The following is a 13,905-nucleotide window of genomic DNA, read 5'->3' as shown; positions in this document are numbered from 1 at the left end:
CTAGAGGCGGTGGCGTACGGCCTCGGCCACGGCGAGCTGGATCTCGTTCAGCTCGCTCTCGCCGTCCTCGACGTCCCACAGCCCGTTCTGCAGCACCCGGCCGAGCGTCCAGCCGGCCGCCCGCTGGGAGTCGAGGCCGAGCCCGTCCACCATGAAGTCGAAGCGCCGCAGGACCCCTCGCGTCACGTCACCGGTCGCGACCACGTCGTCCCACCGGTTGTCGAGGGCGGGCCACAGGTCGAACCCCGGGTCGCCGGCCAGCGGCTTGGGGTCGATGGCGAGCCACGGCTCGCGGTCGGCGGCCAGCACGTTCTCGTAGTGCAGGTCCCAGTGCAGCAGCCGGTCGCCGGGCTCGGAGACGAGCTCGGCGACCGCTCCCGCGCAATACTTCAGCCAGTGGCGATCCCGCTCGCGCGGCAGCTTCGCCACCGCCTCGTCCACGTCCTCCAGCATGGCCTGCGCGATGTCGCCGAGGCGGCGCATCCCCTCCGGCGCGGGGTAGGCCACCAACCGGCGCAGCAGCTCGGTCAGGATGCCCAGCGCCTCCAGGTCGTCCGGCACGTCGGCCAGTGAACGGTCGGCCTCCAGCCGTTCCAGCAGCAGGGTTCCGGTCTCCGGGGCGGAGTCGAGCAGCAGCACCGACCCGTCCCCCGCCCACGTGCGCAGCCCCGGGCCCTCGGTGGCGTTCTCGTCGGTGACGGGCTGCAGCTTGAGCGCGGCCTTCGTCCCGTCCTCGCGCACCACGGGCAGCACCAGGGACACGACTCCGTGCCGCGGCTCGCCGTCGAGCCGCAGCCCCCATTCCGCCAGATAGCGCTCGCCCAGCGCGGGCAGTCCGGCCGACCAGGCGCGCCCGGCCTCACCGTCGTACTTCACATGCGACTCGGTCAACGCCTCAGGCACCTTGATCCTCATGCCCCCAGTCTGCCCTGGGGTCAAGACCTAGGGCTTCCCCTTACCCGAGCCCTGAGGCCGCCGCGGAATCCGGTGGTCACACTGGTCACGTCGGCGTTTGGAGTGATGACCATGACGACGATCGTGTTCATCCACGGGCGGGGCCAGGAGGGCAAGGACCCTCGGGAGCTGCTGGACGAATGGCGGCAGGCGCTGGCCGCCGGGCTCGGCACACAGCGCCTGCCCACCGAGGCCGTGCTGCCGTACTACGGCAACGTCCTGCACCGGGTCACCGCCGAGGTCGCGCGCCGTCCCGAACCGCTGGAGAGCATCCCGGAGGACCGCCCCGAGGAGGTGCCGTTCCACCCCTACCTCCCTGGGGAGACCGGGGAGCTCGAACGCCGGCTCCTCGCGGACATGGCCGCCTCGGCAGGCGCCCCGCCGGTGCGGACGGGGATCGAGGACGTCCTGTCGTGGTCGCTGGCCCGCCGGATGCTCGCCTGGATCTCCCGGCACACCAGCGTGGACAAGGAGATCATCAAGATCTTCCTGCAGGACGTCGCCGTCTATCTCAGCCACGGCAGGCAGCCGGTGCTCGCCGAGGTACGTCGATCCCTGCCCACCACGGACCGGATCGTGCTCGTCTCGCACAGCCTCGGCACGGTGGTGGCCAGGGACCTGCTCGTTGACGACGGCCTGCGGCGGCGGGTCGTGCTGTGGGTGACGGCGGGCTCGCCGCTCGGCCTGCCCACGATCCAGCGCAACCTGCTGGCCAGGGGCACGGTGCATCCCAGGGTGGAGTGGCTCACGACGTACGACGTCAACGACATCGTCGCGCTCGGCCACCCGCTGGACGGGGCGTGGGGCACGCCGCTGAGCCAGGTCGAGGTGGAGAACCGCGACGCGCCGCACGCCATCGACCGCTACCTCGGCCACCGCACGGTGGCCACACCCATCGGCCGGGCCTGCGGCTGATCGCACCCCGGCCGTATGGGCCTGGTCAGTAGTGCCAGGGGAACGGCGACCAGTCGGGGGCGCGCTTCTCCAGGAAGGAGTCACGCCCCTCGGCGGCCTCGTCCGTCATGTACGCCAGCCGCGTCGCCTCGCCCGCGAACACCTGCTGCCCCACCAGCCCGTCGTCGATCATGTTGAACGCGAACTTCAGCATCCGCTGCGCCGTCGGCGACTTGCCGTTGATCTTGCGCGCCCACTCCAGGGCGGTGACCTCCAGCTCCTCGTGCGGGACCACGGCGTTGACCATGCCCATGCGGTGGGCGTCGGCCGCGGTGTAGGTGTCGCCGAGGAAGAAGATCTCGCGGGCGAACTTCTGCCCGACCTGCCGCGCGAGATAGGCCGAGCCGAAGCCGCCGTCGAAGCTGGCCACGTCGGCGTCGGTCTGCTTGAAGCGGGCGTGCTCCGCGCTGGCCAGTGTGAGATCGGCCACGACGTGGAGGCTGTGGCCGCCGCCAGCCGCCCAGCCGGGCACGACGCAGATCACGATCTTGGGCATGAAGCGGATCAGGCGCTGCACCTCCAGGATGTGCAGGCGCCCGGTCGAGGGCGAGCCGTCGGCGTACTGGTAGCCGTCCTTGCCCCTGATGCGCTGGTCGCCGCCGGAGCAGAAGGCCCAGCCGCCGTCCTTGGGCGAGGGGCCGTTGCCGGTGAGCAGGACGCAGCCGACGTCGGTGGTCTGCCGGGCATGGTCGAGCGCGCGGTAGAGCTCGTCGACCGTCTGCGGACGGAAGGCGTTGCGCACCTCCGGGCGGTTGACGGCGATGCGCACCGTGCCCTGGTCCAGCGCCCGGTGGTAGGTGATGTCGGTGAAATCGAATCCCTCGACCGCCTGCCACGCCTTGGGATCGAACAGCTCGGAGACCATGGGAGGAAGCCTAACGGCCAGCCGTTCACGCTGGGCATCGCGCGCACGATGACGGCGCGGGAGGTCGTCCACGCGAGGGCGCCGGTCGTCGCCATCAAGGTGCTCACGTTCGCCGTGCCCGCCGGCTTCACGGCGCGGTATCCGAAGCTGGTGCGGCGGCGCCGGGCCGCCAGGAGTTATGTGACCTCCGCTCTCAGCTCCGCGAGCAGCTCTCCCTGGTCGGCGAGCATGTCGGTGAGAATGCGGCGGGCGGCGCCGAGCAGGTCGGCCAGCTCGGGCGTGGCCAGCGTGTAGACCACGGTGCTGCCCTCGCGGATGGCGCTCACGATTCCCGCCCTGCGCAGGACCGCCAGCTGCTGGGAGAGGCTCGAGGCCTCGATGTCGATCTGGGCCAGCAGATCCCTGACGGGTAGCGGCCCTTCCTGGAGTAGCTCCAACACTCGGATGCGAGCGGGGTGGCCGAGCGTTCGGAAGAAGTCGGCCTTGGCCTGGTAGACCTCCACGTGCATATAGCCCAGACTAATCCAGCGCAGTTGCATAATTCTTCAAGTCGTAACGTTGTTGGATAGCATGACAGCGGGGACTAGGGAGTAGCCATGGGCCGAGGAAGAGCCAAGGCGAAGCAGACGAAGGTCGCTCGCCAGCTGAAGTACGCCAACCACAACATCGACTACGACCGGCTTCGCGAGGAGCTGGGCGCAGACACGCGACACGAGGAGAGCTACTCGTCTACCGCGTCCGATCAGGAGTCCGAGCGCGCGCAATGACGCGGGTCAGCCTCGCGAGGGCATGGGTGACGTTCTTCGGCCGCCTGGCCTCCGGCGCCTGATCGGGCGCCGGGAGTTCCAGGCGGCACGGCACCTCGCGAGTGATGACCCGCGTCTCCGGGAGCGCGAGCTGCGCGCCGGCGCAGGACGGCATCCAGGTCGTGCTCGGTCGAGCGGCGAGTGAGCGCTCCGGGCGAAACCCCGCCTGCGCAGGCAGGCGGCGGGGTCGCGTCGCCCGGCGGGCGCTCATCACCCGGTGTGGGCGATGATGGCGGCGGCCAGCTCCTCGTACGCGTGGGGCGGCAGCATGTGCCCCATCCCGTCGATCATCCGCAGCTCGGCGCCCGGGATCCGCTCGGCGATGATCGCCCCGTGGCCGGGCTTGGCGGGCTCGTGCGTGCCCTCGATGACCAGCGTCGGCGCCTTGATCCGGTCCAGCACGCCTTCCGGCTCGAAGTCCGGGCCGGCCGCGTGCGCCAGGCGGTGGTTGACCACGGCCGACAGGTCGCGGGCCCGCTCCAGCACCCGCTCCTGCAGGCGCCGCTCGGCGTCCTCGTCGAACGGCAACGCCGTGCCGTGCAACACCCGCGCCTCCTCGATCATGCGCTCCACCTGCTCGCGCCGGTCGGCCGGCGGCGGCGGAGGCGCGGCTATCAGCTTCGTGTAGAACTCCACGAACTCCGGCCTGGGCGGTGGCAGGCTCCCCTCCGGCTGCGGCTGTCCGGTCAGCGCCCGCATGAGCACCGCGCCCTCGTGCCCGCCGAGCGGCGAGGAGCCGATCACGGTGAGCGTGCGCACCCGTTCCGGGTGCTCGACGGCGATCAGCTGGCCGAGCAGCCCGCCTGCCGAGTGGCAGACGAGGTGCGCGCTGTCCAGCCCGTACGCGTCCATCACGCGCAGCACGTCGTCCTTGATGTCGTGCCACGTGTACGGCTGCTTCTCGAAGTCGAAGGTGGCCGACTTACCGGTGTCGCGGTGGTCGTACCTGATGACCCGCCGGCCCGCGGCGACCAGCCGCCCGACGAACTCGTCCGGCCACAGGATCCCCTGCGTCATCGATCCCATCACCAGCAGGATCGGCGGGTGCGTGACGTCTCCGAACTCCTCGGTCCAGAGCTCCACACCGGCAACGTTGATCATGTTCGTTTGCATGACTCAAAGCCTGCCCGGGACGGCTACGGATGCCTTCCGTAGGACTACTGGGCTTCAGAGCAGCCGGGCCAGTTCAGTACGTGTCGTGATGCCGAGCTTGGGATAGATTTTGTACAGGTGGTACTCGACCGTGCGCGGGCTGAGGAACAACCGCGCCGCCACCTCCTTGCTGGAGGCCCCCTCCGCCACCAGGCGCGCGATCCGCAGCTCCTGAGGGGTCAGCGCCGCCAGCGCGGCGCTCTCCGGTCTGGCCGCCGCCTCGCCCGCCGCCCGCAGCTCGCCATGCGCCCGCTGGGCCCACGGCTGCGCGCCCAGCCGCTCGAACGTCTCCAGCGCCGCACGCAGGTGCTGCCGCGCCTGGCCGGGCTGCTGGGCACGGCGCAGGCGCTCGCCGTACAGCAGGGCGGTACGCGCCCGCTCGAACGGCTCCCCGTGCCGGTTCAGCGCCTCCTCGAACAGCTCGGCGTCGCCATCGAGCAGGGCACGGCAGCGGGCGAGCAGCGCCAGGGGCTCGTTCGTGGTGGCGTGCGCCGCCCACCGCTCGTAGCCCGCCATCGCATCCCTGGCCGCCTCGTGCTCGCCCGCTCCCATGGCCGCCTCCACGCGGTCGGGCGTGGAGCGCCAGACCACCGTCGGGTGTCCCGCGCCGGGGCCGGCCGTGGTGAGGGCGGCGAATCGGGCGTGTGCCGCCGCGTACCGTCCCATGCCCAGGTCCAGCATCGCCAGCGCGTACGCGGCCACGCCCGCGCGCAGCCCGATGCGGTGCGGGATCGCGATGGCCAGCGCCTCCTCGGCCTGGCGGCGGCACTGCTCCTCCTCGCCCCGCAGGGCCGCCACCACGGCCAGATTCGCCAGGTGGGCCGCGACGGAGTTGCGGTAACCGGCCTCGCGGGCCAGCTCCAAGCCTTCTTCGGCGACGGCCGCGCTCTCGGCGAGCCTGCCCTTGATCCGCTCGGCCGTCGAGACGAACTCCAGGACGACCGGGAGCTGCCCCACCATGCCCGACACCCTGGCCGCGCGCCCGGCCCGCTCGACGAGCTCCGCGGAGACGTCGGCCTCTCCCAGATAGCTGGCCGCCGCCGACGCCCACAGCAGCTCCGCCGCCCCGCTCAGCTCGCCGGTACGGGCCAGCGCGCCGCGCAGCAGCTCGCCGCCCGTGCCGTCGTCCAGCATGGCGCCGATCCCGGCCAGCACGTCCCTCAGGAAGCCGGGTGGGTGCGCCTTGGCCCGCCGGCCCAGCTCGACGATGGCCGCCACGTCCCCGACGTAGCTCGCCGCCTCGGAGGCGTCCGCCAGCATTTCGATGGTGCCGCCCGCGGCGAGGATCCGCATCGCCTCGGCCGCGTCCCCGGAGTTGAGCTCGAACCGCCCGCGCAACTGGGAGATCTCATCGAGCAGCCGGTGCCGCCCGGCCGGCCGGGCGTCTTCCGGCCCACCGGCCCGCTCGGCACCGTCACCGGCATCCGACTGGGCTTCGACCAGTTCCAGGGCGTCGGTGAGGTGAGTCTGGGCCCGACCCGGGCGGCCACCCAGCCAGGCGGCGGTGGCGGCGTCCGTGAGACGTCTGGCCCTGACGAGCGGATCAGCGGTGAGCTCGGCCGCTCGGGCGAGGGCCGTCGCGGCGTCGCCGTACCCGCCCCTGGCGCGGGCCCGGCCGGCGGCCGCCGCCAGCGCGGCGGCCACCGCCTCGTCCCTGCCCACGGTGGCGGCGGCCAGGTGCAGAGCGCGCCGGTCGTCGTCAACCAGCTCAGCCAGGGCGGCGTGCGCGGCGCGGATCTGTACGGAGGTGGCGGCGGCGTGCACGGCCGACCTGACGAGGGGATGCCGGAACCGGACCACCCCGCCCGACACCGTCACCAGCCCCGCGGCCTCCGCCTCATGAAGCACCTCATCGGCCGCGCTCGGCCCGGCGGCGGCGCGCAGGACCAGGGCGAGGTCGCTCTCCACGGAGGCGAGCAGGACGAGCCGGCGCGCGGCCGGGGACAGCCGGGCCACCTGCTCCCCGAACAACTGCTCGCCACCCGGCAGCGGGTCGGGCAGCGGGGCCCGGCCGGTGAGCTGCTCCGGCGACAGCGACGCGGCGGTCTCGCGCAGCACGAGCGGGTTGCCTCCGGTGAGCGCCGCCAGCTGCGCCTTGACCTCGGGCGCGATGGCGGCGGCGGCGTCGAGCAGCAGGGCGGCGCTCGCCCCGTCCAGCCCGCCGACGCGCAGCTCAGGAACGCCCTTCAGTACGGCGTCGCCGCGCACGGCCAGCAGTATCGCGATGCCCTCGGTACGCAGCCGCCTGGCCGCGAACAGCAGCGCGTCGGCCGAGGCCCGGTCGAACCACTGGACGTCGTCGACCAGGCAGAGCAGCCCGCCGGGCGCCGCCGCCTCGGCCAGCAGCGACAGCACGCCCGCCGAGACCAGGAAGCGGTCCGAGCCGGATGCGGAGGCCAGGCCGAGGGCTCCCGAGACCGCGTCGCGCTGCGGCTCGGGGAGCGCGTCCAGCAGGCCGATCACCGGATGGAGCAGCTGGTGCAGCGCCGCGAAGGCCAGGTCCGACTCCGACTCGGCACCGCTGGCCCGCAGCACCCGCATCGCCCCGGTCCGCGAGCCGGACACTGCCGCTGCCTGCGGGCCGGCCCTCACACCTGCCCCAGGGCCGGCCGCCGTCCCCGCCTGCGCGCCGGCCGCTGCCATCGGCACAGAGCCGGGCGGCGGCGAGGTGGCCAGGGAAGCGGCGAGGTCCAGGAGGGCCGACTTGCCGACGCCTGCCTCGCCCCGCAGCGCCAGCGCGCGCCCTTCACCGGCCCTGGCCGACTCGATCAGGGCCGCGATCGCGGCGGTCTCTGTGGCTCTGCCGTACAGCACGAAAAGGAATGTATAGCGGAATGGGTGACGTTCCGGACGACAGCCGCGGCCCGTCAGGTGGCGCAGGAGTCGTGCGTGGCGTCGAAGCCCCTGATCGATTCGGTGTCGTCGGCCCGCAGCGGCTTAAGGCCCTTCCAGTCGTCGCCGATCACGAGCACCAGCCGGTTCGTCTGCGCCGCCGGGACCGCCCTGGTCGTGGCGGCGAGCAGATCGGCGGTGAGCGTCGGGACGCGGGTCTCGCCGTTCGGCCCGTAGAGGATCGTGGTTTTGGACTGCGGCTTGCGCGCCGAGTCCCCGATCGCCGTGATGTGATAGCCGCGCTGCTCCAGGAAGGCCGCCACCTCGGTGGCCAGCCCGCTGCGCCAGGTGCCGTTGCGGAGCTCGATCTGGATCTTGGATCGGCCCACCTTGGCCTGGCCGCCCTGGACGCCCTCGACGCTCTGGTCCCTGGCCACGATCTGGAACAGCCTGCCCGCCTGCGGCTGTACCCACTCAACCCGGCCCGGCTGGCTGAGTGAGTAGTGCCACGGGGTGGTGATGAAGCGGATCTTGCCCGCGTTCAGCCCCTGGAGGCTGACGGCCAGGTCCTTCATGACGCCCACGGTCAGGTCGCGGTCGGTGGTCACCGCTTTGGTGGCGGCGTCGAGGATGGCCAGGAGCTTGGCCGGGTCGGTGAGCGTCTCACCGCTCATGATCTTCTTCGCCATGGAGGCGATGAACATCTGCTGCCGCTGGATCCGCCCGATGTCGGAGCCGTCGCCGAGGCTGTAGCGGGCGCGTACGTAGCCGAGCGCCTGCTCGCCGTTGAGCGTCTGCCGCCCGGCCGGCAGGTGCAGCAGCGCCTTCTTGTCGTCCACACGCTGTGGCAGGCACACCTCCACACCGCCCACGGCGTCCACCATGCTCTTGAAGCCGGTGAAGTCGACCTTGACGAAGTGGTCGATGTGGATGTGGGTCAGCGTCTCGATCGTCTTCCAGGTGCAGGCGATGCCGCCGGAGTTGAACGACTCGTTGATCATGCCGAGATGCGGCCGCTGCCCGGGCAGGCCGCCGGTGGCGCGGCAGGCGGGCAACTGGACCAGCGAGTCGCGCGGGAAGCTGATGACCATCGCGTTGTCGCGCTGGGACGACACGTGGACCAGCATGATCGTGTCGGTGCGCTCGCCCGCCACACGGCCGTACTTGGCGTTCTTGCCGTTGCGCTGGTCGGAGCCGACGACCAGGACGTTCATCGCGGTTCCCGCGACCTTGGGCGGGCGGGTGGCGCCGAGGTCGTCGGCGGTGACGTCGATGTGCTTGACGTTGCCGGTGAGCTTGACGATGGCGCCCACCGCGATGCCCGCGACGAGGAGGACGACGGTCACCGCGATCGCGATCGTCCAGCGCAGCCAGCGGCGCCGCCGTCGCGGCGGCGTGCCGGGCCCGGAAGGCGGCGCGTCGACAAGCCCGCTGCTCACGTGACTCCCAAAAAGGACGGGGCCGAAGGGCAGCCGCCCCTGGCCAAGAGCTGGCCGTTGATCGAGCCTGAGTGTACTAAGCCGGGCCAGGGCGTTGGTGATCCATGCCCATTCCACCACGCCGGGGGGTCACGAGCCCGGATTCGTAGGCGAACACCACGAGCTGCGCGCGGTCGCGGGCGCGCAACTTCGTCATGGCCCTGCTGACGTGCGTCTTGGCGGTGGTCGGGCTGATCACCATGTGCGCGGCGATCTCGTCGTTGGACAGGCCGCGGGCAACCAGGGCGGCCACCTCGCGCTCGCGGTTGGTGAGCACGTCGAGCCCGGTGGGCGCCGGCTCGGGGCGGCGGGCGACGTACTCGCCGATCAGGCGGCGGGTGATGCCGGGGGAGAGCAGCGCGTCGCCGCGGGCCGCCACCCTGACGCCCTGCAGCAGGTCGGCGGGCTCGGTGTCCTTGACCAGGAAGCCGCAGGCCCCGGCTTTGAGCGCGTTGAAGACGTACTCGTCGAGACCGTAGTTGGTGAGGATCACGACGTGGACGCCGCTCAGCCGCTCGTCGGCGGCGATCCGCCGGGTGGCCTCGATGCCGTCCATCACCGGCATCTGGATGTCGACGAGGGCCACGTCGGGCAGGTGCTCCAGAGCGCGCGCGACGGCCTGCTCGCCGTTCACCGCCTCGGCCACGACCTCGATGTCGTCCTCGGCCTCCAACAGGGCGCGGAAGCCGCCGCGGATGAGCGCCTGGTCGTCCACGAGCAGCACGCGGATCACGATCTGTCCTCCAGCGGGAGCTCGGCGCGTACGGTGAAGCCGCCCTCGGGGCGGGGCTCGGCACACAGCCGGCCGCCGAGCGCCGTGACGCGCTCGCGCATGCCGAGCAGGCCCACGCCGGGCACGGGTGGCGCGTCCCTGCTGGCCGTTCCGTCGTCGTCCACCTGCACGATCAGTTCCTCGTCCGCGTAGTCGACGCGGATCGCCGCCGTGGCTCCGCCCGCGTGCCTGGCGATGTTGGTGAGAGCCTCCTGGACGATCCGGTACGCGGCCCGGTCCACCTCGGCGGGCAGCTCGCGGCGTAGGCCGGAGATCGTCACCGCGGCCGGCAGGCCGGTCGAGCGGGCCCGCTCCACCAGGTCGTCGAGCCGGTCGAGCCCGCTGGCCGGCGCCTCGCCATCGGAGCAGCCGTCGGCGTCGCGCAGCACCTCCAGCGTGGCGCGCAGCTCGCGCATGGCGTCGGCGCTGGCCTCCTGGATCGCCAGCAGCGCCGCGGGCACCTCCTCGCCGCGCTTGCGCGCCAGGTGGACGGCCACCCCGGCCTGGACCTTGATGATCGAGATGCTGTGCGTGAGCGAGTCGTGCAGCTCTCTGGCGATGCGCAGCCGCTCCTCGCCCGCGCGGCGCAGGGCCGCCTCCTCGCGGGTGCGCTCGGCCTCGGCAGCGCGCTGCTCGACCTGCTCCAGGTACGCCTGCCGGTGCCGGGCCACGGTCGCCGCCACGCCGGACGCCAGGAACCAGCCGACCATCAGTGTGGTGTTCTGGAGATTCTCCCCGGACCCGTCGGCGTCGGGCAGGTTCACCGCCAGGCCGGCGGCCAGGAACACCGCGCCCGCCAGCGCCGCGGGCAGCCGATGGCCCGCCCTGACCGCGCCGAACACCGCCACCAGCACGGGAAAGGCCGCCGGTGGGCCAGGTTGGGCGTGCGTCGCGTAGACGAGCATGCAGGGCGTGCTGACGAGCAACGACACCAGGGGCGCCCGGCGCCAGCCGACGAGCGAGAGCGACCCGGCGAGGACCGCCACGAGATCGAGCGTTCCCGCACCCGGGGTGCCCGCCACGGTGACCGACAGCAGGACGGCCACCACCGCGGCGAGCGCGCCGTCCATGGCGAGCGGCCGCCACCGGTCCAGAGAGCTCATTCCAGCAGATTAGGGTCTTTCGCCGCGGGGATCTTCCCCAGCAGGGCGTAATAAATCACTACTCCCAGCGATGTAGTCGGGGCTGAAACCTGCTTCCCGGGCGGTAGCGGATGAGTCTCCCCGTGCACGACGACCGCTGACCAGCGGAACATCACCATTTCGGTATGGACCCGATCCGAACCGAGGGCCAGTTCCGCCACGTCCAACTCATTGGAGAACGATCATGACCGCCCCCCCGACCATCGCCGCCCCTTCCTGGACCATGCAGGCGCTCCGGGCCGTGGTGCTGATGCATGTCGTCGCGCTGCTGTTCCAGGCGGTGACGGCAGGCATGCTGCTCTCCTCACCCGGCGGCCGGGCCATGCATGCCACATCCGGGATGGCCCTGGCCATCATCGGGCTGCTCCACCTCGTCGTGGCGATCCTGGTCTGGAGGCCGGGCGGCGGGTCGCCGCGGTTCATCGCCGGGGCCGCGCTGTTGCTGGCGCTCACGGTCGTGGCGGCGGTCCTCGGCAGCGCGGGTGTGAAGATCGTGCACCTGCCGCTCGGGGTGCTGCTGTTCGGGGGCGGCGTCGCGCAGCTCGGCAGGGTCATGTCCCGATGAGTCCGACGCGACGTGACGCGCTGCGGCTGCTGGGTCTCGGCGCGGTGGCGGTGGCCGCGGTGCCGGGCTGCTCGCTGCTCGCCGGTACCCCGCAGCCGCAGCTGCTGACCAGCGCGGCCCCGTTGCCCAAGCCGTTCGCCGTGCCGCTGCCCGTTCCCGAGGTCGCCAAGCCGGTCAGGAGCGCGGGCGGGGCCGACTACTACGAGCTGGCCGAGCGGGCGGCGGAGGTGGAGGTGCTGCCCGGACTTCGTACCCAGATATGGGGATATGACGGGCGATTCCCTGGGCCGACCATCGAGGCCCGCAGCGGCCGGCGCACCGTGGTGAAGCTGGTCAACCAGCTCGGCCAGCCGACCGTCCTGCACCTGCACGGCGGGCACACCCCGCCGGAGTCCGACGGCTACCCCACGGACCTGGTGGCGCCGGGGGCCTCGCGCGAGTACGCGTTCCCGCTGGAGCAGCGGGCCGCCACGCTCTGGTACCACGACCACCGCATGGACTACACCGGTCCCCAGGTCTGGCGTGGGCTCGCCGGGATGTTCCTGGTCCGCGACGCCGAGGAGGAGGCGCTGCCCCTGCCCGCCGGGGAACGGGACGTGCCACTGCTGATCTCCGACCGGTCGTTCGCCGCCGACGGCACCCTGCTCTACCCGGCGCTGGGCGACCGGCCCGGGGTGCAAGAGGGGTACATGGGCGGCGTCCTCGGCGACGTGATCCTGGTCAACGGGGCGCCGTGGCCGGAGCTGCGGGTGGCCAGGGCCCGCTACCGCCTGCGGCTGTGCAACGGCTCCAACGCGCGCACGTACGAGCTGGCGACCGGCGGCCCGATCATCCGGATCGGCGGCGACGGAGGGCTGCTGAGCGCCCCGCGCACGGTCGAACAGATCCGGCTGGCCCCCGGCGAGCGCGCCGACGTGGTCGTGGACTTCTCGGCGTACAAGGTGGGTCAGTACGTCGAGCTGCGGAACCTGGCGGGGGAGGGCGCGCAGGCACGGGTGATGCGGTTCGCGGTGGATCGCGACGAGGCCGACGACTCGGCCGTGCCGCAACGGCTGTCCACCGTCGAGGCGCTCGACCCCGGCAAGGCCACGGTGACGCGGGACTTCGACTTCAGCAGCGGGAGCATGCACGGCGGCACCGGCTGGCTGATCAACGGCAGGCCGTTCGACCCGAAGCGGATGGAGGCCAGGCCGAAGCTCGGCGACATCGAGATCTGGCGGCTGACCAGCGACGTCGCCCACCCGGTGCACCTGCACCTCGACCACTTCCAGGTGTTGTCGGTCAACGGCGAGCGCCCCGACGGCCCGCCGGAATGGAAGGACACCGTCGAGCTGCGCGACGCCCAGACCGTGGAGATCGTCACACGGTTCACCGACTACCGCGGCCGCTACGTGCTGCACTGCCACAACCTCGAGCATGAGGACATGGCGATGATGGCGAGTTTCGAAGTCGTATGAAAGGGATGAGCATGTCCACCGATCTGGCGCGGCGTTTCCACGCCTTCCTGACCGAGATGCCTCACGAGCTCGGCTTGGAGGACGGGGACGCCGCCGCCGTGCTCGACCGCTACTACGTGCCGGAGATCGAGTACTGGAACGACGGCATCCGCCTCGACCGCCAGCGCCTGCTCGACCATGTGAAACCGGCGCGCAAGAACGCGGTGAGCGTGCGGATAGAGGTGCACGAAAGCCTCGTGGGCGAGGACCTGGCCGCGGCCCGCTACACGTTGCACGCGGTCATGCGCAATGACAAGACCGTCTCGATGGAGATCTACCTGTTCGCCCGGTATGCCGCTGACGGGCGCATCCGCCGGGTTGACTCGATCACCCGGACGCTCCGTGACCGGGCGTCCGGCGAGGTCGTGTGATCAAAGGCGGTCCGAGCGCGGCCAGACGTACTCAAGGTCGTCCGGCTCGTCGTCGCCGAACACCGGCCGGTACCGGCCGGGGTCCTTGCGCAACAGCGCGGATCGGTGGCTGCGGTGCAGGGCCTCGTCGCCGAGCCAAGGCGGCAGCTCGCCGGCCGCGGCCAGCTCCGGCTGGCGGCGTACCGTCGCGGTGCCGCGGAGCCGCGACAGCTCGGCCGTCATCGTGGCGGCACAGGTGTCGGGACGTCCCATGGCGCACCATCTGCCGCACATCTCCAGGCCATAGCGCACGAGGGCTTCCTCGTAGCCGGCCCACATCTTCACGACGGGGTGGTGGCGCCAGCCGTACCCGGGGACCGTGAGGGCGCGCAGGATCTGCAGGGCCTCGACCCGCTGCTTGCCCAGCCGCAGCGGATCCAGGACCGCGGCCGTGGCGGCGAAATCCGGATAGGGAAGGAAGGTCTGCATCGGTCACCCCCGCTGACGTGCTCCTTCCCCGGATCGATAGACGGTTCGCG

15 protein-coding genes are annotated in these 13,905 nt (G+C 71.9%); 5 read left to right on the top strand and 10 right to left on the bottom strand.

Features of this window, described 5'->3' with window-relative positions:
• Complete coding sequence (locus ACTMTI_RS04245; protein ID WP_441118284.1) at nucleotides 1-915, bottom strand: aminoglycoside phosphotransferase family protein; 915 nt, start codon at nucleotides 913-915, stop codon at nucleotides 1-3.
• 111 nt (nucleotides 916-1,026) lie between these two features.
• On the opposite strand from ACTMTI_RS04245, the gene ACTMTI_RS04240 reads away from it, so the two are divergent.
• Nucleotides 1,027-1,869 (top strand): hypothetical protein, encoded by an 843-nt coding sequence (locus ACTMTI_RS04240; RefSeq protein ID WP_441118283.1) that lies wholly within the window; start codon nucleotides 1,027-1,029, stop codon nucleotides 1,867-1,869.
• 25 nt (nucleotides 1,870-1,894) lie between these two features.
• Here ACTMTI_RS04240 and ACTMTI_RS04235 read toward each other — a convergent pair whose 3' ends face one another.
• Nucleotides 1,895-2,773: a 1,4-dihydroxy-2-naphthoyl-CoA synthase gene (locus tag ACTMTI_RS04235; RefSeq protein ID WP_441118282.1), complete on the bottom strand. Its 879-nt coding sequence runs from the start codon at nucleotides 2,771-2,773 to the stop codon at nucleotides 1,895-1,897.
• 176 nt (nucleotides 2,774-2,949) lie between these two features.
• Nucleotides 2,950-3,282 carry an ArsR/SmtB family transcription factor gene (locus tag ACTMTI_RS04230; RefSeq protein WP_043615149.1) on the bottom strand — a complete coding sequence of 111 codons (333 nt, stop codon included), beginning with the start codon at nucleotides 3,280-3,282 and terminating at the stop codon, nucleotides 2,950-2,952.
• A gap of 87 nt (nucleotides 3,283-3,369) precedes the next feature.
• On the opposite strand from ACTMTI_RS04230, the gene ACTMTI_RS04225 reads away from it, so the two are divergent.
• Entirely contained in the window at nucleotides 3,370-3,540 is a 171-nt protein-coding gene (locus tag ACTMTI_RS04225) for a DUF3073 family protein (protein WP_441118281.1), read from the top strand.
• A 249-nt stretch (nucleotides 3,541-3,789) separates the two neighbouring features.
• Here the strand turns inward: ACTMTI_RS04225 and ACTMTI_RS04220 are convergent, their stop codons facing one another.
• From ACTMTI_RS04220 to ACTMTI_RS04195, 6 genes are all read right to left on the bottom strand, one after another.
• Nucleotides 3,790-4,692 (bottom strand): alpha/beta fold hydrolase, encoded by a 903-nt coding sequence (locus ACTMTI_RS04220; protein ID WP_441118280.1) that lies wholly within the window; start codon nucleotides 4,690-4,692, stop codon nucleotides 3,790-3,792.
• Between the two features lie 54 nt (nucleotides 4,693-4,746).
• Nucleotides 4,747-7,545 carry a LuxR C-terminal-related transcriptional regulator gene (locus tag ACTMTI_RS04215; RefSeq protein ID WP_441118279.1) on the bottom strand — a complete coding sequence of 933 codons (2,799 nt, stop codon included), beginning with the start codon at nucleotides 7,543-7,545 and terminating at the stop codon, nucleotides 4,747-4,749.
• Between the two features lie 53 nt (nucleotides 7,546-7,598).
• Nucleotides 7,599-9,002: an LCP family protein gene (locus ACTMTI_RS04210; RefSeq protein ID WP_441118278.1), complete on the bottom strand. Its 1,404-nt coding sequence runs from the start codon at nucleotides 9,000-9,002 to the stop codon at nucleotides 7,599-7,601.
• A 76-nt stretch (nucleotides 9,003-9,078) separates the two neighbouring features.
• Nucleotides 9,079-9,774, bottom strand: coding sequence for a response regulator (locus tag ACTMTI_RS04205; protein WP_441118277.1), 696 nt, complete (start codon nucleotides 9,772-9,774; stop codon nucleotides 9,079-9,081).
• The gene (locus tag ACTMTI_RS04200) at nucleotides 9,771-10,916 is read right to left on the bottom strand and encodes a sensor histidine kinase (protein ID WP_441118276.1); all 1,146 of its coding nucleotides are present in this window, start codon (nucleotides 10,914-10,916) and stop codon (nucleotides 9,771-9,773) included. Before ACTMTI_RS04200 ends, ACTMTI_RS04205 begins: the two co-directional genes overlap by 4 nt.
• On the bottom strand, nucleotides 10,913-11,116 hold the full coding sequence (locus tag ACTMTI_RS04195; protein ID WP_441118275.1) for a hypothetical protein: 204 nt from the start codon (nucleotides 11,114-11,116) through the stop codon (nucleotides 10,913-10,915). Before ACTMTI_RS04195 ends, ACTMTI_RS04200 begins: the two co-directional genes overlap by 4 nt.
• Nucleotides 11,117-11,139: 23 nt before the next feature.
• Between ACTMTI_RS04195 and ACTMTI_RS04190 the strand changes: the two genes are divergently transcribed.
• The 3 genes from ACTMTI_RS04190 to ACTMTI_RS04180 are packed head-to-tail and all read left to right on the top strand — an operon-like array spanning nucleotide 11,140 to nucleotide 13,387.
• Nucleotides 11,140-11,520, top strand: coding sequence for a hypothetical protein (locus ACTMTI_RS04190; protein ID WP_441118274.1), 381 nt, complete (start codon nucleotides 11,140-11,142; stop codon nucleotides 11,518-11,520).
• Nucleotides 11,517-12,977 carry a multicopper oxidase family protein gene (locus ACTMTI_RS04185; RefSeq protein ID WP_441118273.1) on the top strand — a complete coding sequence of 487 codons (1,461 nt, stop codon included), beginning with the start codon at nucleotides 11,517-11,519 and terminating at the stop codon, nucleotides 12,975-12,977. The genes ACTMTI_RS04190 and ACTMTI_RS04185 overlap by 4 nt, the downstream gene beginning before the upstream one ends.
• A gap of 11 nt (nucleotides 12,978-12,988) precedes the next feature.
• Entirely contained in the window at nucleotides 12,989-13,387 is a 399-nt protein-coding gene (locus ACTMTI_RS04180; RefSeq protein WP_441118272.1) for a nuclear transport factor 2 family protein, read from the top strand.
• Here ACTMTI_RS04180 and ACTMTI_RS04175 read toward each other — a convergent pair whose 3' ends face one another.
• Complete coding sequence (locus tag ACTMTI_RS04175; RefSeq protein WP_441118271.1) at nucleotides 13,388-13,855, bottom strand: MSMEG_6728 family protein; 468 nt, start codon at nucleotides 13,853-13,855, stop codon at nucleotides 13,388-13,390.
• Nucleotides 13,856-13,905: the final 50 nt, after the last annotated feature.

Origin of the sequence: Nonomuraea sp. H19 (genome assembly GCF_052068215.1) — a bacterium.
Taxonomy (GTDB): domain Bacteria; phylum Actinomycetota; class Actinomycetes; order Streptosporangiales; family Streptosporangiaceae; genus Nonomuraea.
Note: the sequence above shows the minus strand (reverse complement) of the source record. Positions and strands in the feature narration are given on the sequence as shown.

Bases quoted from the DNA above. Each gene is read 5' to 3' on its own strand.
- ACTMTI_RS04190 (WP_441118274.1), top strand. From the start codon at position 11,140: ATGACCGCCCCCCCGACCATCGCCGCCCCTTCCTGGACCATGCAGGCG.
- ACTMTI_RS04220 (WP_441118280.1), bottom strand. From the start codon at position 4,692: ATGCAAACGAACATGATCAACGTTGCCGGTGTGGAGCTCTGGACCGAG.
- ACTMTI_RS04175 (WP_441118271.1), bottom strand. From the start codon at position 13,855: ATGCAGACCTTCCTTCCCTATCCGGATTTCGCCGCCACGGCCGCGGTC.
- ACTMTI_RS04180 (WP_441118272.1), top strand. From the start codon at position 12,989: ATGTCCACCGATCTGGCGCGGCGTTTCCACGCCTTCCTGACCGAGATG.
- ACTMTI_RS04200 (WP_441118276.1), bottom strand. From the start codon at position 10,916: ATGAGCTCTCTGGACCGGTGGCGGCCGCTCGCCATGGACGGCGCGCTC.
- ACTMTI_RS04225 (WP_441118281.1), top strand. From the start codon at position 3,370: ATGGGCCGAGGAAGAGCCAAGGCGAAGCAGACGAAGGTCGCTCGCCAG.
- ACTMTI_RS04245 (WP_441118284.1), bottom strand. From the start codon at position 915: ATGAGGATCAAGGTGCCTGAGGCGTTGACCGAGTCGCATGTGAAGTAC.
- ACTMTI_RS04235 (WP_441118282.1), bottom strand. From the start codon at position 2,773: ATGGTCTCCGAGCTGTTCGATCCCAAGGCGTGGCAGGCGGTCGAGGGA.
- ACTMTI_RS04185 (WP_441118273.1), top strand. From the start codon at position 11,517: ATGAGTCCGACGCGACGTGACGCGCTGCGGCTGCTGGGTCTCGGCGCG.
- ACTMTI_RS04230 (WP_043615149.1), bottom strand. From the start codon at position 3,282: ATGCACGTGGAGGTCTACCAGGCCAAGGCCGACTTCTTCCGAACGCTC.
- ACTMTI_RS04240 (WP_441118283.1), top strand. From the start codon at position 1,027: ATGACGACGATCGTGTTCATCCACGGGCGGGGCCAGGAGGGCAAGGAC.